Below are 17,245 nucleotides of genomic sequence, written 5' to 3' on the forward strand. Positions count from 1 at the left end.
GGCGGACTTTCACCGACGGAAAGATCGTGCATTTCAAGGCACACACAACAATATCTGCGAGCGTGCTATCCGTCCGGTCGTTATGGGACGAAAGGCCTGGTTGTTCGCTGGTTCACTGATGGCCGGGAACCGCGCGGCACAGATAATGAGCCTTCTGGGAACCGCAGTCTGGAGCCACATGCTTGGCTGACGGACGTCCTGACGCGTCTGCCTGAGTGGCCGGAGGAGAGGTTGGCTGAGTTACTGCCTCTTGAGGGCTTTACCTTCTTCGGGTAAGTGATACCTGCCGTCAGGTGTTTGTGCACCGGGCCATAACCTGCAGTTGGGAATTGAACGCCTGACAACAGGAAATGAGCTAGAGCAGTAAACACGCGGGCTGACAATGGGTCAGAATATGAGTCAGCCCGGCGTTATTCCTGGGGTCAGTACTTTAGATCCAGCCTCCGGTACCAGACTAGCTAGCCCCTACGCAACCAAATAAATCAACCATCGTCAGAGTGCAATCGTTCATATACACTGTCGGTGATGCGCTGAAAAATGCGTTAATGTTGAGTTCCTCGAACCCTTACCAATTAAGGGACATAGCCAGATACGCAACTGGCTGATGCAAGCAGTCTAATGTCTTTAGATCCGCTGGCCTGCGGGCATGACAATGTCAAACAGTCAAAGATTGTGGCGTTGACGGTCAGTCTTGGGGACAAAAAAGCTCAGTATTCTCGTTGGCAACCAGATAATTTAACAGTTGATGCTGAAACGAAATAGGCATCTTGGTTCTGTAATGCCAGTCAGTTAAGCAACTGACTGGCTCTTTTTCGGGGCTGTGGGGTATTTCCAGGGCCTCTCCTTTACCACTCTCGGGAAGGCCCTTTCCCTTCTTGTCGGTAATTTCACAAGTTGTCCCATACTTGCAAGATCGCGCATCAGCTCCGGTATACGTCCCGGTGAAGCGCCCTGCAATGTCATCAGCATTCTCATCACCATTCCGCATGATTCTGAGAAACTCAGTTGATTCGGCCAGTAACCTTTCAGATGTTCCGCCATTTTAATCATCTGATATCTCACCAGATTATAAGCCAGTAAGACACCCCACAGCTCTTGCTCCACAAGCTCCGGCTTTTTACTTCTCAGCGTCAGCCTGCTCCGTTGCATCGTCTGTTTTATCTCCCTGTATCCCAGTTCGATTTCCCAGCGATGACTGTACAGATCCCCCATTTCTCCTCCGGGGAAGCGCATGGCGTCCGTCATCGACGTCAGCAGATGGCAGACTTTTCCTTTGCGCGTCACGGTCAGCAGGCGGGCAGTCACTTCATTTCCCAGTCCCGGCCACTTTTTTCGTGCCTGCGGGCTGGTTTTCAGCTTCACCAGATGATCGCCTTTACCCAGTTTTCTGATCTCTTCATATTGCGCTCCCTTTCTGAGAGGTATCATCCAGTGGCGGTGTTCTCCCGCCAGGCTCCAGGCATTTAACAGTCCCAGTGAGTAATAACCTTTATCCATTAACGTCAGAGTGTTATCGCCGGTTTGTTCTATAAGTTGCTCAGCAAGCTCATTTTCGCTGTTCTTCATCGTGCCGAAGGCTGCAGCCGTCAGCAGATGGCTGGTCAGTTCCATCTGGCAGACCATTTTGACCTGCGGGTAGAGCGCCGGGTTCCCGGCATGTGTCTGGCGGGGGAAGGCTGCATCGTTCTCTGGTGTATCCGGTGTGCGCCAGAACACACCATCGATGGCCAGCAGGGTCAGGCCGCACCAGTGCGGATGCGGCGTGGCGTTATGCCAGAGCTGCGCTGTTTTCGTGAACACGTGGCGGACAGCCTCACTTCCCAGGCGCTGGCGGGCCTGAATAACGGCACTGGGGGCAACGAAGGGGCGATTGCCCGGCAGCATGATGTCCAGGCGATTCACAATCTGGTGAAGAGGTTCTTTACGCTCAAGCGCCATGCCAACAATACACCAGACCATCATTTCGAGGGGAAGACGGCGCTTGCGTAGCGTTACAGTACCTGATTCGGCAAGGCAACGAGAGATGAGTTCGGGGTCGAGGTAATCCCCCAGAGAAGTCAGTGGGTTACGCAGAGAATTGTAACGGGATACCAGATCAAGAGCCTGTCCAATGTGCATAAAAAAATCCGGAAACAAGTGAGCGTTTCCGGATTCTTACACAGCCACTGGATCGGTCAACTGATCCTTAACTGATCGGCATTAATCTTGGTTCTGGTGTTTGTAACAAACTATCAGCTACAAAAATATGCTCAATTTGTGACATCAGTAACAAAACGCGTTTTGTTATGTGGATTGCTTGTTTTTTGATCTGGTATAACAGGTATAAAGGTATACAGAAAAGCAAAGAAATACTGCAAAGGAAAACAGCTATAACGTAAGCTAAAGTAATAACCTCTCAGTCTTTCCTCATTTGACTAAGGGAGTTTTATTCAACCTGAACGGACTACGAAAATGAGCACAATGAATAAGTCAATTTTTGAAGCAGGGTTGAACTGTGCCAGTGGTGGAATATCTGGCGAACATTGTTTTTTGTTGGTGACCCAAAACTGTAGGTGGGTATCAGTTTTATCTTTCATAGAGTGAAATATGTTAAGAAGAAATGGAGGAAAAGATTGTACGGATTAGGTATTGATAACAATCAATAGTACTGGCGTATTTGAAGACAATATAATTATTTCTGGATATTGTTGAGGCTCCCTAATATTTACTTTAAGGGCTATATTAGAATAACACAGGAAACAAATATGGCAACAGCATGGTATAAACAAGTTAATCCACCACAACGGAAAGCTCTTTTTTCCGCATGGCTTGGATATGTATTTGATGGCTTTGATTTTATGATGATATTTTACATTCTTCATATTATAAAAGCAGATCTTGGCATTACGGATATTCAGGCTACTTTAATAGGGACAGTGGCCTTCATAGCCAGACCTATTGGAGGTGGTTTTTTTGGTGCCATGGCTGATAAATATGGTCGTAAGCCAATGATGATGTGGGCAATTATCATTTACTCAGTCGGAACAGGCCTTAGCGGTATTGCTACAAACTTATATATGCTCGCAGTTTGCCGTTTTATTGTTGGCTTAGGGATGTCTGGTGAATATGCATGTGCTTCAACTTATGCGGTAGAAAGTTGGCCTAAAAATCTTCAATCTAAAGCTAGTGCTTTTTTGGTAAGTGGTTTTTCTGTTGGAAATATTATTGCGGCACAAATAATCCCTCAGTTTGCTGAAGTATATGGATGGAGAAACTCTTTTTTTATAGGCCTGTTACCAGTTTTACTAGTTCTTTGGATCAGAAAAAGTGCTCCAGAAAGTCAGGAGTGGATTGAAGATAAATATAAGGATAAATCAACTTTTTTGTCTGTCTTCAGAAAACCACATCTTTCAATCTCTATGATCGTTTTCCTCGTCTGTTTTTGTCTATTTGGTGCAAACTGGCCGATAAACGGACTACTTCCTTCCTACCTGGCAGATAATGGAGTTAATACAGTGGTTATTTCAACTCTGATGACAATAGCAGGTTTAGGAACACTGACAGGTACAATATTTTTTGGTTTTGTTGGTGATAAGATTGGTGTAAAAAAAGCCTTTGTAGTCGGTCTAATAACTTCATTTGTTTTCCTTTGTCCTCTTTTTTTTATTTCTGTGAAAAACTCTTCTCTTATAGGATTATGTCTCTTTGGATTAATGTTTACAAATTTAGGTATTGCAGGGTTGGTTCCAAAATTTATATATGATTACTTTCCAACAAAATTAAGAGGATTAGGGACCGGTCTTATTTATAACTTAGGGGCAACTGGAGGAATGGCCGCACCTGTATTAGCTACATACATTTCAGGATATTATGGCTTAGGTGTTTCATTATTCATTGTTACGGTTGCATTCTCTGCCTTATTAATTTTGTTAGTTGGTTTTGATATTCCAGGTAAAATTTATAAACTATCCGTGGCTAAATAATTGGAGGCTTTATGATTAATTATGGCGTTGTTGGTGTTGGATACTTTGGCGCTGAATTAGCTCGTTTTATGAATATGCATGATAATGCAAAAATTACATGTGTATACGATCCTGAAAATGGAGAAAATATTGCCCGTGAATTGCAGTGTATCAATATGTCAAGCTTGGATGCTTTAGTCTCAAGTAAATTAGTCGATTGCGTGATCGTAGCCACCCCAAATTATCTGCATAAAGAACCAGTAATTAAAGCAGCAAAGAATAAGAAGCATGTTTTTTGTGAAAAACCAATTGCATTAAGTTATGAAGATTGTGTGGATATGGTCAAAGCGTGTAAAGAAGCTGGTGTGACCTTTATGGCCGGGCATATTATGAATTTTTTCAATGGGGTTCAATATGCACGGAAGTTAATTAAAGAAGGTGTTATCGGCGAAATATTATCATGTCATACTAAGAGAAATGGCTGGGAAAACAAACAAGAGAGACTTTCCTGGAAAAAGATGAAAGAACAATCTGGTGGACATCTATATCATCATATACATGAGTTAGATTGTGTTCAGCATTTACTTGGAGAAATACCAGAGACGGTTACTATGATTGGTGGAAATTTGGCCCATTCTGGTCCAGGATTTGGCAATGAAGATGATATGTTATTTATGACCTTGGAATTCCCGTCAGGAAAACTAGCAACCTTAGAGTGGGGGAGTGCATTTAACTGGCCGGAACATTATGTCATCATCAATGGAACTAAAGGCTCTATTAAAATTGATATGCAAGAAACAGCAGGGTCACTTAGGATTGGCGGTCAGACAAAGCATTTTTTGGTCCATGAAACACAAGAAGAAGATGATGATCGTCGGAAAGGCAATATGACCTCAGAAATGGATGGCGCTATAGCATATGGTCATCCAGGAAAAAAAACACCATTATGGCTTGCCAGTTTAATAAGAAAGGAGACGTTATTCCTCCATAATATCCTCTGTGGTGCAAAACCTGAAGAAGATTATATTGACCTTCTCAATGGTGAGGCGGCCATGTCGGCGATTGCTACTGCTGATGCTGCCACTCTTTCAAGATCGCAGGACAGGAAAGTGAAAATCAGTGAGATCATTAAACATACATCAGTAATGTAAAAACTATACGCCTCTTGATTTAATTCAGGAGGCCTTTTATGTATGATCAAGAATTTTATCTTCGATAATCTCATAATTTTAGCAGTGCCATTTATGATAAAAACATCCCTTAAAACCAATCTAATCTTTTTCTTCCTCTGTGTATTTGTTCCCCATATGGCGTCATAATTTACGCTACGTAATACGGGATAGTTACGATACGCAGCGATAGCGCTAAGTTTTAGTTAAAATCCCCCATCAGCGGGATATGGGGATCTCTGGGAGGTTCAGGTTTTAGCATCGCGACTTTAATACGACAGACGCTGGTGACGATGATGCCAAGTAGTGACTCTTCCGAATAAGGTTCCCACTGACCAATTGGCGCGGGCTTCGCAATAAAATCTCCCTTCGCCCAGTATTGGGAAAAGTAGATACATTCAAACTGTGTACGCTGTTTCGTCTCACAGTTCACGACATTGCTGGCCGATGAGCTGACCATTGGGCCTATCCGGGCTGTCCCGATGGATATTACGCCGAAGTATGTGGGAATTGCCAGCGGATTGATGAACGCCGGTTCCGCTGTCGCCGACATTATTTCACCTATCGCCTTTGGCATTATTATCGACAAAACAGGCAACTGGAGTTTACCATTCTACGGTTCCGTCGCATTGCTTGTTATTGGTATATTCCTGACGTTCTTCATGCGTCCAGATAAGTCATTGTAAAAGTCGAATCAGGGCTGAAGTGGCACACTGAATTTGGCCACCTGAACAGAGGTGATATGCTCACCTCAGAACAACACAGGTGCTCCAATGAAAAAAAGAAATTTCAGCGCAGAGTTTAAACGCGAATCCGCTCAACTGGTTGTTGACCAGAAATACACGGTGGCAGATGCCGCGAAAGCTATGGATGTTGGCCTTTCCACAATGACAAGATGGGTCAAACAACTGCGTGATGAGCGTCAGGGCAAAACACCAAAAGCCTCTCCGATAACACCAGAACAAATCGAAATACGTAAGCTGAGGAAAAAGCTACAACGCATTGAAATGGAGAATGAAATATTAAAAAGGCTACCGCGCTCTTGATGTCAGACTCCCTGAACAGTTCTCGATAATCGGGAAACTCAGAGCGCATTATCCTGTGGTCACACTCTGCCATGTGTTCGGGGTTCATCGCAGCAGCTACAGATACTGGAAAAACCGTCCTGAAAAACCAGACGGCAGACGGGCTGTATTACGCAGTCAGGTACTTGAGCTACATGGCATCAGCCACGGTTCGGCCGGAGCAAGAAGCATCGCCACAATGGCAACCCGGAGAGGCTACCAGATGGGACGCTGGCTTGCTGGCAGGCTCATGAAAGAGCTGGGGCTGGTCAGCTGTCAGCAGCCGACTCACCGGTATAAACGTGGTGGTCATGAACATGTTGCTATCCCTAACTACCTTGAAAGGCAGTTCGCCGTGACCGAGCCAAATCAGGTGTGGTGCGGTGATGTGACCTATATCTGGACGGGTAAGCGCTGGGCGTACCTCGCCGTTGTTCTCGACCTGTTCGCAAGAAAACCAGTGGGCTGGGCCATGTCGTTCTCGCCGGACAGCAGGCTTACCATGAAAGCACTGGAAATGGCATGGGAAACCCGTGGTAAGCCCGTCGGGGTGATGTTCCACAGCGATCAAGGCAGTCATTATACGAGCAGGCAGTTCCGGCAGTTACTGTGGCGATACCGGATCAGGCAGAGTATGAGTCGGCGTGGAAACTGCTGGGATAACAGCCCAATGGAGCGCTTCTTCAGGAGTCTGAAGAACGAATGGGTGCCAGCGACGGGCTATGTAAGCTTCAGCGATGCAGCTCACGCAATAACGGACTATATCGTTGGATATTACAGCGCACTAAGACCGCACGAATATAATGGTGGGTTACCACCAAACGAATCAGAAAACCGATACTGGAAAAACTCTAACGCGGAGGCCAGTTTTAGTTGACCACAACAGACTACCTGAAGGGAGCCGCGGTCGCCTGGCAGTTGCAGTAGCAGGAGATCATCCAGCCGCAGTACAGGTCACGATGACTCTGGTTAATGATACCGGCTTTGACCCCGTATTTTCCGGCTCTATCGCTGAATCATGGCGTCAGCAGCCGTGCACACCATCCTATTGTTGTGACTGGGAGGCTGCCACCATGCTTCGCGCTTTCCCTCTGGCGAAAAAGGGAGAAGGACGGGCCCGTCTGCCTTCACTTTATGCCAGCTTCGGTAAGCTGGGTGAGACACCGACTCATGAAGATATCATTGATAACAATCGATCCATCAACTGGCCTGTATAACGTGGCTGCCGGTGATTAAGAAAGCTGCACCTACCTAAGTAGTAGCAAACGCACACTTTTTAGAAAAATCGATGGTCAGAAACTGGATTAGCAATTCCGTTCCAGGGTTGCTTTTGATTTACGTTGGCGTCTGATCATTGATTTATCCTCAAAAGCCCAACCTCATTGGTAATGAACCAGCTCCGTGAATGTCCGCTCTGGCACAGAGCGAAATTTTTTGATCTCCCCCCTGAAATCTAAACTTAGTCATGTCACGTTTTTGGGTTTCTAAAATTTTAACTTCGCGTTTTTCGTTGCCGTAAGGGTTATACAGAAATGTCCGTTAAGCAGAGTTCAAAATTGATTGCCGTGATCACGACTGGTTTGAAAGCCGCGCCCAAGCCTGTACAGCTCTGGTTTGCGTTGATTATGAACCTGTCAGCCTAAAGCAAGCGGATGGACGATGAGTATTGGTAATCTTTCAGAGTCCGGAAAAGTTCAGCCCCAGTCTGAACAGGCTTGCTGGCGCCAGTCCAGTTTCATTCAGTCGTGGTTTGGTTCTTACGGCCTGTGCAATCTACCTCATTAGGCACATCGGCCTGCCAGATACCGGCTCGGGGTGTATTTCCGCTTCCACGCTGAATACTGTTCTCAGCAATCCTGGGGTCATCACCTCTTCTGGTGTGCCTTGCGCCATAACATGTCCGTTTGCCATTACCACCAGTTGATCGCAGTACCGGCTAGCCTGATTAAGGTCGTGCAGCACAGCGACCACCGTTTTCCCCTGAGTCCGGAGTTCGCCCATCAACCGCATCAGGTCCACCTGGTGATTGATATCAAGATAGGTGGTTGGCTCATCAAGTAATACAACGGGCGTATTCTGGGCCAGGACCATTGCCAGAAATGCGCGCTGGCGCTGACCGCCGGAAAGCTCGGTTAACCGACGAACGGCAAGATGATTGATCCGGGTCTGGTTCATGGCGACATTAACTCGTGCATTGTCTTCAGCGGAGAGACGCCCCCAGAGTGACAGCCAGGGATTACGACCATACGAAACCAGCTCCTGGACTGTGATCCCCTCTGGCGTTAAATGGTGCTGAGGCAGCAGCGAAAGCCTGCGGGCCAACTGGCGCGATGAGAGCATATTTATGGGATTATCGCCGAGAAATACGGTGCCAGACTGCGGCATTAAAAGCCGCGAAAAACAGTTTAACAGCGTCGATTTCCCGCAACCGTTAGGACCGATCAGGGCGGTGATCTTCCCCGTTGGCAGTGAGAGTGAAACGTCGTTAAGTACCTTGTCTGTCCCGTAACTGACCGTCAGATTTTCAGTTCGTAAAGTCATTTATCGCATTCTCACAAGCAACCAGACAAACCACGGCGCACCGATAATGGCGGTCAGCACGCCAACCGGGAGCTCCAGTGGGGGATGAATAATTCTCGCCAGCAGATCGGCAACCACCAACAGCAACGCACCTGTCAGGGCCGAAACAGGCAGCAGTCTGCGGTGACGTCCACCGGTGATGCTACGCATCATATGCGGCACCACGAGACCAATAAAGCTAATCGGGCCGCAGGCGGCCACGCCGGTAGATGTCATGGCGACAGCTAGTAACAAAGCCCAGAATCGGGTATGGGGCACCGACACACCGAGCGTGGTGGCGCGCGCATCGCCGAGTGCAAGGAGGTCGAGATCGCGGCAAAAACTCAGGCTCAGCGGCAGAAATAAAATCATCAGCGGGATGGCAATCTTCACAAAGCTCCAGTCACGGCCCCATAAGCTGCCGGTCAGCCACAGCAGGGCGTTGTTCACATCCTGCGGGCGCGAGAGCATCAGATAATCCGTCAGGCTGGCCCAGCATGCAGAAAGCGCCACGCCGGTGAGCGCCAGCTTCATCGGCTGGTGGGTCTTTGCCAGCATCTTCAGCAATATCAACCCCGCCATGCCGCCCGCAAAGGCCAGCAGCGGCAGCACCATCACGGGCAGTGACGGCATAAGAAGTAGAGCCCCCACAGAGGCCAGGCTGGCGGCATGGTTAACACCGAGAATATCCGGTGATGCCAGAGGGTTGCGCACAATCCCCTGTATCAGCACGCCCGCCACGGCGAGGGCTGCACCGACAAACAGTGCCAGCAGCAAGCGCGGCAGTCGGTACTCCATCAATACATAATAATGCTCGCGTCCGGCCTGCCAGTCGGTCAGCAGCGCGCGCCACGGCACGGGGATCACTCCCATATGGAGTGATAACAGCGCACAGCCCGCCAGGGCAAGGGTGATGAAAATAACCAGCGCAATTTTCATCCTCGCCTCCTCACAAGCCAGACAAAGCAAGGGCTGCCAATCAGCGCCAGCACTGCGCCTGCGGGCAGATCTCCGGGGAAGGCCAGTGCGCGTGCGAGTACATCTGCCAGCAGCATCAGCGTGGCCCCCAGCAGCATGCTCACTGGCAGTACGTTGCGCTGATCGAAGCCTGCCCAGAAGCGCGCCAGATGTGGCACCAGCAGACCGATAAACGCCACCGGACCTGCCACGCTGACGCACGCACCAACCAGAAGCAGCACTAACATATTGATGACCAAACGTAGCCTCGTCAGGTTCACTCCCAGCGTATGGGCGGTGCTGTCGCTGAGGTTGAGCAGGTTCAGTTGATTCGCCAGCAGCAACACGACAGGGACTGCAGTGACCACCACCGGCAAGAGCTGCCAGACATCCTGCCAGCGGGCGTGGGACACTCCGCCTGCCAGCCAGTAAAAGATGCCGTAAGCATGATCTTCGGCCAGCAGCAGGGTGATGCGGGTAAGGCCCATACAAAAGGCCGACAGCGCGATACCCGCGAGGATCAGTTTGTTTCTGTCATGGGTATGACGAAATCCGCCTCCTGCGGTCATGACCAGCAGCCAGCTCACGCCGCCCCCGCATGCCGCGATGAACGACAGAGAATAGCCTGCAATCGGCGTCGGACTCAGCGCGCTGGTAAGCGCCATAGCCAGCGCCGCGCCGCTGTTAATGCCGAGCAGTGAAGGAGAGGCCATTGGGTTGTGGGTCAGGGTTTGCAGCAGCGTGCCCGCGAGCGCCAGGCTTGCGCCGATCAGAACGGCGACCAGGCTTCGTGGCAAACGAAGGTTTTGCACCAGCGCTTCTGGTAGCGTTGGCGTGTGTCCAGGCAGCAGGGCGCGGGTTGCATCTGCTCCGGAAACAGGAATGGCCGAGTAGCAAAACAGACTCAGCCAGAAAATAATAATAAGTGCTGCAACGGGAAGCCCCCACAGCAGCACCGGGTGTTTTATCGCGGTCATTTCACAACGGTAAGCGGCTGATGGTGGAAGATTTTTACCGTGTCAGCGGCAATACGCTCTGCAGCAAAAATACCGCGCATCCGCGCCCAGGTGTTACTGTCGACCGAAGCAACCTGCTGCTTCTGCGCGGCGGTTAACATCTGCCAGAGCGGATCTTGTTGCCAGCGTTTAACAATGCTCTCTTCGCGATAGTGGGCAACCAGCAGCCAGGCAGGATTGACCGCCAGCAGTTGCTCCAGGCCGATGGACGGCATGGACGCACCCGCCATCGCAGCGGGAACGTTCAGCCCCAGAGAGGCCAGCACGCTGCCGGTCCAGGTCTCCTGAGTATGCAGGTTGAATTGCTGTTCGCGTGATGTGCCAAAGGCCACGCGTGTCCCTTTGGGAAGCTGGCTGGCCCACTGCGCCATCCTCTCTTTATGTTGTTCCAGGCGTGCCTGCATCTCTCGCTTTTTACCCACCATTTCGCCGATGATAGCCGCAGATTGCAAATTTTCAGCGTAGGTTTCGTTGCGGGACTTAAGCAGCAGTACCGGCGCGATTTGCTGCAAGGCGATGTAAACCCCCGCATGGCGACTGCTGTCGGCAATGATCAGGTCTGGTTTCAGAGCGGCAATGGCTTCCAGGCTCGGCTGCGCGCGCGTTCCGACGGACTGCCACGGTTTCAGGTGCGCACGCACTTCGGGCAGGATGCGTTTTGCATCGTTATCGTCGGCAATACCGATCGGGCTGACGTCCACGGCGGCCAGCGCATCGGCGAACGAGAGTTCCAGCACCACAATCCGTTGTGGCGTTTTTTCGAGTGTAAACGTGCCGTGTTCGTCCTGAACCGTGGCGGCAAAGGCGTGGCTGATCACCAGCAGCAGGCCTGCAAAAACAAAACGGATAAATGCCAACATAATCACATTCCAGCTAAAAGCCCGGCAAGCCGGGCGTTAACACATCAGAACTTCAACGACCCCTGCATATACAGCGTGCGCGGCTGGCCTGCATAGATGCCTTTGTTGTTGTCGTCATAAGAGCGGATGAAGTAGTCCTGGTCGAAGATGTTTTTCACACCGAATGCCAGGTTCAGATCTGCCATCTGCGGGCCAAAGTCATACGCCACGCGTGCGCCCCAGAGCATGAAGCCGGGAATGCGGCCGGTACTGCCGTCGGCGCTCTCTTTCACCGTATTGGCGTTATCCGCAAACTGGCTGGACTGGAAATCGCTGTTCAGATTGAACGTCCAGTTTCCTGGCTTGTAGTCCACGCCCAGCGTGCCTTTATGTTTCGGGGAGAATGGTACCAGATTGCCGTAGGTGTCGCCTTTCTCGCGGATTTCCGCGTTCACATACGCATAGCTGGCGTAGATGGAAACGTTATCAAGCGTTGGCGTTAGCGTACCCAGATCGTAACGTGCCTGCGTTTCCAGCCCGGTATGGCGCGTTTTGCCACGTGCAGTGACGGTGTCGTTGGTCTGGTTGGAGTCGTACTGATTGTTAAAGTTAATCAGGAACAGCCCCATTTCCGCCGTCAGCGCGCCGTCGTCGTAGCGGGTACCGAGTTCCCAGGTTCGCGCTTTTTCCGGTTCCACATTGCCGCTTTGCACAGCCTTGCCAATCTGGCTGTACTGTACGGTGCCGAACGAGCCTTCAGTGTTTGCATAAAGATTCCAGCTGTCAGTCAGGTGATAGAGCACGTTCAACGCCGGAAGCGGTGCGTTATAGCTCACTTCTTCGTGCGTGCCTGTGATGGCGTTGTTCTGGTATGACTCGATATGTTCGAAACGCATACCCGGCGTGATGGTCCAGTTGCCGATGTCGATTTTGTCATCCAGATACCAGGCGTGCGCCTCGGTGCCGGAACGCGTATCGCGGTCGTAAGGGCTTGAGCCGGACGGCAACTGCCCGCTGCTGGTGGCGGTGTAGTAACGCATTTCATGCGTTGATTCATTCACATAGCGATAGCCCACGCCCACTTCGTGCGCGGAAGGGCCGATCATAAAGATCTGGCTGTAGCGTGGCTCAATACCGCGCACCCAGTAGTTACGCGGCGAGAGGGTGATGCGTTTGCCTTGCTCCAGGTAGCCGCTGCGCAGGGTTTGGGTGTAGAACCCCTGAATGTTGAATTTATGCTGGCTGTCTGGCTGGAACTGGTAGCCCAGGCTCGCCAGCTTGCGACGACCCCAGAAGCGGTCATACGGGCGGGTGGATTGCCAGCGATCGGCGTCGTAATCCGCGCGAGACAGGCCACCGGGCATGTCGGCTTCACCGTCGTAATATTGCAGCAGGCTGTTGAAGGTGTGCACCTCATCCGGCGCATATTTGCTTTTCAGCATCAGGTCGTCGATGCGGGTGGCGCTGTGCTCGCGCCAGTCACTGCCGCGCGTGCCGGAGTAGAGCAGCGCGGTGCCAAAACCGTTGTCCGCTGTGCCGCCCACCATCAGGTTGTGCGTCTCTTTCGGGTTGTTTTGTGAAGAGGTTGGGCTGAGCTGACCTTCCACGCCCGCCTCGATACCAAAGTCCTGCGGAATGGCACGGGTAACAAAGTTCACCACGCCGCCCACGCTCTGCGGTCCGTAACGCACCGCACCACCACCGCGTACCACGTCAATGGCATCCATGTTGCCGAGCGAAACGGGAGCCAGTGAAAGCTGCGGCTGACCGTAAGGGGCGAAGGGGACGGGGATGCCGTCCATCAGGACGGTCGAGCGGCTGGTGAGGCGCGGGTTCAGGCCCCGGATGCCAAAGTTCATCGCCAGGTCGTGGCTGCCGGTGCCGTTGTTTTCCGGCGCGCTGACGCCAGGGATGCGGTTAAGTACCTCACGCATGGTGGTTGCGCCGGTTTTGGCGAAATCCTCACGGCGGATCACGTCACGCGCGCCAGCATGTTCAAATACGTCGTTTTCACGCGCATCACCCAGCCAGTCGCCGACCACGGTCAGGGCATCTTCTTTTGGTGCGGGCGCGGGCTCCAGCGTCCAGCTATTATTTCCCAGCGGTTTTACCTGCAGTCCGCTGCCGTCCAGCAGTTGTTGCAGGCCGCTCTCGACGTCGTAATCGCCGTGCAGGCCGTTGCTCTGCTTGCCGCGCGTCAGGCTGGCGTCAACCGAGAGGGTAAATCCGCTGTGTGCGGCATACTGATTGAGCGCTTTATCGAGCGATCCCGGTGCGATATTAACCTGTGCAGCAAAAGCGGAAAACGAGAGACCGGCCAGCGGCAGCAGGCTCAGGCGAATGGCGTTAACCAAAGGTGTTGTTTTACGAAAAACGCGTAACGGCGTCATACCTTCCCCATCATCATTTTTGTTGTGTTCAGCTATGAGTCGAACGAGAAGGGTAAAAAGGACAATCGAAATAAGAATTATTTTCCTTACAGTGGTGAAATGTTTATCCAGTACCGCGTAATAGACTGAATTTTAACGGGAAGCGTTTGCGCGATAACGTTCAGGATCGCATCGGTATTTTTCAGCGGGAACGTCCCGCTCAGGCGCAGCCCGGCAACGGCGGGATCGCAGCGCAGCACGCCGTTGCGGTAACGGGTTAGCGTGGCTATCACCTCACCCAGTGGTTTATCGCTGAAGCTCAGGATGTCCTTCGTCCAGCTTGTACTCTCGTCATCCAGCGGTTTCACTGCGCCAAACTCAGAGGCGCTGAACTGCAGGCTTTCACCAGCGTTCACGATGCGTTTTTGCGCGGGGGCACTGGCGAGAAGCACTTCCACAGCGTGCTGCTGAACGTCAAGCTGCGTGAAATTATCCTGCTGGCGGACGGTAAATTCTGTCCCTAAAGCAGTGAGCTGGCCCTGACGGGTCAGGACACGGAAGGGGCGTTGCAGGGCATCTTTCGCGGTAGTAATGGCGATTTCACCGTACCAGAGCCGGACGGTGCGCTGATGCGCATCAAAACGCACATCCGCCGCGCTTTGGGTATTCAGCGTGAGCAGGGAGCCATCTTCCAGTTGCTGACGGCTGACTGTGCCTTTGGCGGTGCGGTAATCTGCCCGCAGACCTTCGCCGGTTTCCGACTGCCAGAGCTGCCAGCCTCCGCCAGCGCCGAGCAACAGCAGTAATCCTTTCATCACGTGACGGCGGGTGAGGCGGGTATCGTGCAACGCCCGGCTGGCAACGTCGCCAGGCACACCGCCAAGCTGGTTGCGCAGGTTTTCAACCTGCTGCCAGGCCCACTGGTTATCCTGATCCTGTTCATACCACTGTTGCCAGCGCGCTTCCTGTTGTGGGCTGACGCGCTCGCCGCTTAGCACGGCATACCAGTGGGAAGCTGAACGCAGCGCCTGACGGCGGGAATCGGTTAACAAAGGATTCATAACCCATACTCCAGACGGAACAGCAGGCAGTGCTCGACGGCTTTCGCCACGTATTTTTTCACGGAGCTGATGGAAACACCGAGTTTGTGCGCAATCTCGCTGTATGTCAGACCATCCAGTTGCGAAAGCAGAAACGCTTCACGTGTTTTGCCGTTTAGCCCGTCCAGCATGCTGTCGAGGAGTTGTAGGGTCTCGAGTTGGCTTTCGCGTTCCTCAGGTGAAGGCGCTCCCCCCTCCGGCATAAGCGCCAGCATCTCCAGATACGCTTTTTCCAGCGCGTTTCGGCGAAACAGGTCCACCATCACGCGTTTGGCGATAGTGCAGAGGAAGGAGCGAGGATCGCGGATCGTCGAGAGCGTTTCGCTGACCATTACCCGCAAAAAAGTGTCCTGGGCAATGTCATCTGCATCAAAAGCAGACTGGAGTTTGCGCGTCAGCCAGCTTTTCAACCAGCCGTGATGTGTGCCATAAAGCGACTCGAACGTTAAGGAAGCTGTGGTAGTGGCGCGGTCAGACATGCGGAGTGCATCAAAAGTTAATTATCACGTAGTCATATTAATATGAGAATGGTTATCATTACAATTGGAAATAAAATTGTTTCCAATAGACATTTTTAACATGTTGTTTTTCTAAGTGTTATAAGGTAGGTATAAAATGGGATGGAGCCTCTGCTTCTGGCATGTGTCGGTCAGAATGACTCATGATGTGGTCTGCTATTATTGACATCCTCACTGCCCTAAAGGATGGGGATTTCGGTAATGCTGCCAACTTACTGATTTAGTGTATGATGGTGATTTTAAGGTGCTTGCGTGGCTTCCATTTCCATCAGATGTCCTTCCTGCTCCGCTACTGAAGGCGTGGTGCGTAACGGCAAAAGCACTGCCGGACATCAGCGCTATCTCTGCTCTCATTGCCGTAAAACATGGCAACTACAGTTCACTTACACCGCCTCTCAGCCCGGTACGCACCAGAAAATCATTGATATGGCCATGAATGGCGTCGGATGTCGCGCCAGTGCACGCATTATGGGCGTTGGCCTCAACACGGTTTTACGTCACTTAAAAAACTCAGGCCGTAGTCGGTAACCTCGCGCATACAACCGGGCAGTGATGTGATTGTCTGCGCTGAAATGGACGAACAGTGGGGCTACGTCGGTGCTAAATCACGTCAGCGCTGGCTGTTTTACGCGTATGACAGGATACGGAGGACGGTTGTGGCGCACGTCTTCGGTGAACGCACTCTGGCCACACTGGAGCGTCTTCTGAGCCTGCTGTCGGCCTTTGAGGTCGTGGTATAGATGACGGATGGCTGGCCGCTGTATGAATCACGCCTGAAGAGAAAGCTGCACGTTATCAGCAAGCGTTACACTCAGCGCATTGAGCGACATAATCTGAATCTGAGACAACATCTGGCAAGGCTGGGACGGAAGTTACTGTCGTTCTCAAAATCGGTGGAGTTGCATGACAAGGTCATCGGGCATTATCTGAACATAAAACACTATCAGTAAGTTGGAGTCATTACCTCCTCCCGAACTCAAAGCTATCATACAGATAATTACTGGTTAACCCTATATAGGGCATTTTAAAGTGTTGTGATCTTACCCAGCAATAGTGGACACGCGGCTAAGTGAGTAAACTCTCAGTCAGAGGTGACTCACAAGACAAAACAGTTTCAACCAGTAAAAAAACGTAAACACCATTCGCATGAATTTCGTAGTTAAGATCTGAAGCTTGCAGAATGCATCGGTGTTACTGCCGGAGTCCGTGAACTTAGTCTGCATGAATCACCACAGCTTTACATCTGTCGCAGTAAACAGCAAAATCAGCAAACTTACTTAATTATATCGAGTGCGATTACAATCGCTGGCGATGGTACAGTTGGTGTGGCGGTCTCAGTCCGGAACAATTTGAAAATCAGAATCTCACTTAAAACGGCATCCATTTTACAAAAGATGGCCGTCTGTGTATTTATAATGAATACCTTCTACATGTTTAGAGTGCATAATCCACGACAAGGCGATATCCTAAAAATTAGCTAGCAGGCAACTTTGATGGCATAGATAATGTTTTTAGTAAAAAAGAGTTGACTGAATATAATACAGCCTCTTCCTACATAAGAAGGAATGTGCTCACAAAAAAAACCATTAGTCTGCTTCCTGTTCTTACAATAATCAGTATTATGTATTTTATTTATATAGCAAAATATGCTTGTTACACCTGTCATAATTAGGCATGGTAAAATTATTGACTGAACCCTGGGGGAGAAAGATG

16 protein-coding genes and 5 pseudogenes are annotated in these 17,245 nt (G+C 50.8%); 11 read left to right on the top strand and 10 right to left on the bottom strand.

All coding sequences use genetic code 11. The features are described from left to right. Positions 1-46: 46 nt before the first annotated feature. Positions 47-276, top strand: a pseudogene (locus FTE26_RS14360) (transposase domain-containing protein); the annotation flags it as partial. A gap of 513 nt (positions 277-789) precedes the next feature. On the opposite strand, the gene FTE26_RS14365 reads toward FTE26_RS14360, so the two are convergent. Further along, positions 790-2,136, bottom strand: coding sequence for an IS4-like element IS4 family transposase (locus FTE26_RS14365; RefSeq protein ID WP_000483778.1), 1,347 nt, complete (start codon positions 2,134-2,136; stop codon positions 790-792). Positions 2,137-2,744: 608 nt separating this feature from the next. Between FTE26_RS14365 and FTE26_RS14370 the strand changes: the two genes are divergently transcribed. The 3 genes from FTE26_RS14370 to ythA are packed head-to-tail and all read left to right on the top strand — an operon-like array spanning position 2,745 to position 5,260. Then, positions 2,745-3,962, top strand: a complete 1,218-nt coding sequence (locus FTE26_RS14370; protein ID WP_000179692.1) for an MFS transporter — start codon at positions 2,745-2,747, stop codon at positions 3,960-3,962. An 11-nt stretch (positions 3,963-3,973) separates the two neighbouring features. Continuing rightward, on the top strand, positions 3,974-5,092 hold the full coding sequence (nanY, locus tag FTE26_RS14375) for a 2,7-anhydro-N-acetylneuraminate hydratase (protein WP_000611568.1): 1,119 nt from the start codon (positions 3,974-3,976) through the stop codon (positions 5,090-5,092). A gap of 42 nt (positions 5,093-5,134) precedes the next feature. Beyond that, positions 5,135-5,260 carry a protein YthA gene (gene ythA / locus FTE26_RS14380; protein WP_000594405.1) on the top strand — a complete coding sequence of 42 codons (126 nt, stop codon included), beginning with the start codon at positions 5,135-5,137 and terminating at the stop codon, positions 5,258-5,260. Between the two features lie 52 nt (positions 5,261-5,312). Here ythA and FTE26_RS14385 read toward each other — a convergent pair whose 3' ends face one another. Then, a complete protein-coding gene (locus FTE26_RS14385; protein WP_000254998.1) occupies positions 5,313-5,570 on the bottom strand; it encodes a surface-adhesin E family protein in 258 nt (85 codons plus the stop codon). A gap of 22 nt (positions 5,571-5,592) precedes the next feature. Here FTE26_RS14385 and FTE26_RS14390 point away from each other — a divergent pair, with 22 nt between their 5' ends. From FTE26_RS14390 to FTE26_RS14400, 3 genes are all read left to right on the top strand, one after another. Then, the gene (locus FTE26_RS14390) at positions 5,593-5,796 is read left to right on the top strand and encodes an MFS transporter (RefSeq protein WP_000355616.1); all 204 of its coding nucleotides are present in this window, start codon (positions 5,593-5,595) and stop codon (positions 5,794-5,796) included. Between the two features lie 87 nt (positions 5,797-5,883). Continuing rightward, positions 5,884-7,051, top strand: a protein-coding gene (locus tag FTE26_RS14395) for an IS3 family transposase (RefSeq protein ID WP_260734176.1) whose coding sequence is annotated in 2 segments (ribosomal slippage) — positions 5,884-6,137 and positions 6,136-7,051 — 1,170 coding nt in all. Because the reading frame shifts where the segments join, the coding sequence is not laid out codon by codon here. A gap of 82 nt (positions 7,052-7,133) precedes the next feature. Then, entirely contained in the window at positions 7,134-7,391 is a 258-nt protein-coding gene (locus tag FTE26_RS14400; protein ID WP_000177057.1) for a hypothetical protein, read from the top strand. 556 nt (positions 7,392-7,947) lie between these two features. On the opposite strand, the gene fecE is transcribed toward FTE26_RS14400, so the two are convergent. From fecE to fecI, 7 genes are all read right to left on the bottom strand, one after another. After that, positions 7,948-8,715, bottom strand: a complete 768-nt coding sequence (fecE, locus tag FTE26_RS14405; RefSeq protein WP_000175457.1) for a Fe(3+) dicitrate ABC transporter ATP-binding protein FecE — start codon at positions 8,713-8,715, stop codon at positions 7,948-7,950. Next, a complete protein-coding gene (gene fecD, locus FTE26_RS14410; RefSeq protein ID WP_000684856.1) occupies positions 8,716-9,672 on the bottom strand; it encodes a Fe(3+) dicitrate ABC transporter permease subunit FecD in 957 nt (318 codons plus the stop codon). It abuts the gene before it with no gap. After that, the gene (gene fecC / locus FTE26_RS14415; protein ID WP_000125187.1) at positions 9,669-10,667 is read right to left on the bottom strand and encodes an iron-dicitrate ABC transporter permease FecC; all 999 of its coding nucleotides are present in this window, start codon (positions 10,665-10,667) and stop codon (positions 9,669-9,671) included. Before fecC ends, fecD begins: the two co-directional genes overlap by 4 nt. Next, complete coding sequence (fecB, locus tag FTE26_RS14420) at positions 10,664-11,566, bottom strand: Fe(3+) dicitrate ABC transporter substrate-binding protein FecB (RefSeq protein WP_000879164.1); 903 nt, start codon at positions 11,564-11,566, stop codon at positions 10,664-10,666. The genes fecC and fecB overlap by 4 nt, the downstream gene beginning before the upstream one ends. A gap of 44 nt (positions 11,567-11,610) precedes the next feature. Next, complete coding sequence (gene fecA, locus FTE26_RS14425) at positions 11,611-13,935, bottom strand: TonB-dependent Fe(3+) dicitrate receptor FecA (protein ID WP_000188262.1); 2,325 nt, start codon at positions 13,933-13,935, stop codon at positions 11,611-11,613. Positions 13,936-14,021: 86 nt separating this feature from the next. Further along, on the bottom strand, positions 14,022-14,975 hold the full coding sequence (fecR, locus tag FTE26_RS14430) for a ferric citrate uptake sigma factor regulator FecR (RefSeq protein WP_001068910.1): 954 nt from the start codon (positions 14,973-14,975) through the stop codon (positions 14,022-14,024). Further along, positions 14,972-15,493 carry an RNA polymerase sigma factor FecI gene (fecI, locus tag FTE26_RS14435; protein ID WP_001283626.1) on the bottom strand — a complete coding sequence of 174 codons (522 nt, stop codon included), beginning with the start codon at positions 15,491-15,493 and terminating at the stop codon, positions 14,972-14,974. The genes fecR and fecI overlap by 4 nt, the downstream gene beginning before the upstream one ends. A gap of 136 nt (positions 15,494-15,629) precedes the next feature. On the opposite strand from fecI, the gene ykiE reads away from it, so the two are divergent. Both ykiE and FTE26_RS14445 read left to right on the top strand, forming a co-directional pair. After that, a complete protein-coding gene (gene ykiE, locus FTE26_RS14440) occupies positions 15,630-15,698 on the top strand; it encodes a protein YkiE (RefSeq protein WP_211180522.1) in 69 nt (22 codons plus the stop codon). 86 nt (positions 15,699-15,784) lie between these two features. After that, positions 15,785-16,482 (top strand): annotated as a pseudogene (locus FTE26_RS14445) (IS1 family transposase). Positions 16,483-16,492: 10 nt separating this feature from the next. Here FTE26_RS14445 and FTE26_RS20310 read toward each other — a convergent pair. Continuing rightward, a pseudogene (locus FTE26_RS20310) lies at positions 16,493-16,564 on the bottom strand (hypothetical protein); the annotation flags it as partial. A gap of 37 nt (positions 16,565-16,601) precedes the next feature. On the opposite strand from FTE26_RS20310, the pseudogene FTE26_RS14450 reads away from it, so the two are divergent. Continuing rightward, positions 16,602-16,806: pseudogene (locus FTE26_RS14450) on the top strand (hypothetical protein); the annotation flags it as partial. Continuing rightward, positions 16,800-16,904: pseudogene (locus FTE26_RS14455) on the top strand (IS3 family transposase); the annotation flags it as partial. The pseudogenes FTE26_RS14450 and FTE26_RS14455, both read left to right, overlap by 7 nt. Positions 16,905-17,245: the final 341 nt, after the last annotated feature.

Source organism: Escherichia sp. S10b (genome assembly GCF_028421345.1).
GTDB lineage: Bacteria > Pseudomonadota > Gammaproteobacteria > Enterobacterales > Enterobacteriaceae > ECMA0423.

Coding starts and splice junctions, on each gene's coding strand:
- FTE26_RS14370 (WP_000179692.1), top strand. CDS start 2,745: ATGGCAACAGCATGGTATAAACAAGTTAATCCACCACAACGGAAAGCT.
- nanY (WP_000611568.1), top strand. CDS start 3,974: ATGATTAATTATGGCGTTGTTGGTGTTGGATACTTTGGCGCTGAATTA.
- ythA (WP_000594405.1), top strand. CDS start 5,135: ATGATCAAGAATTTTATCTTCGATAATCTCATAATTTTAGCAGTGCCA.
- FTE26_RS14385 (WP_000254998.1), bottom strand. CDS start 5,570: ATGGTCAGCTCATCGGCCAGCAATGTCGTGAACTGTGAGACGAAACAG.
- FTE26_RS14390 (WP_000355616.1), top strand. CDS start 5,593: ATGGATATTACGCCGAAGTATGTGGGAATTGCCAGCGGATTGATGAAC.
- FTE26_RS14400 (WP_000177057.1), top strand. CDS start 7,134: ATGACTCTGGTTAATGATACCGGCTTTGACCCCGTATTTTCCGGCTCT.
- fecE (WP_000175457.1), bottom strand. CDS start 8,715: ATGACTTTACGAACTGAAAATCTGACGGTCAGTTACGGGACAGACAAG.
- fecD (WP_000684856.1), bottom strand. CDS start 9,672: ATGAAAATTGCGCTGGTTATTTTCATCACCCTTGCCCTGGCGGGCTGT.
- fecC (WP_000125187.1), bottom strand. CDS start 10,667: ATGACCGCGATAAAACACCCGGTGCTGCTGTGGGGGCTTCCCGTTGCA.
- fecB (WP_000879164.1), bottom strand. CDS start 11,566: ATGTTGGCATTTATCCGTTTTGTTTTTGCAGGCCTGCTGCTGGTGATC.
- fecA (WP_000188262.1), bottom strand. CDS start 13,935: ATGACGCCGTTACGCGTTTTTCGTAAAACAACACCTTTGGTTAACGCC.
- fecR (WP_001068910.1), bottom strand. CDS start 14,975: ATGAATCCTTTGTTAACCGATTCCCGCCGTCAGGCGCTGCGTTCAGCT.
- fecI (WP_001283626.1), bottom strand. CDS start 15,493: ATGTCTGACCGCGCCACTACCACAGCTTCCTTAACGTTCGAGTCGCTT.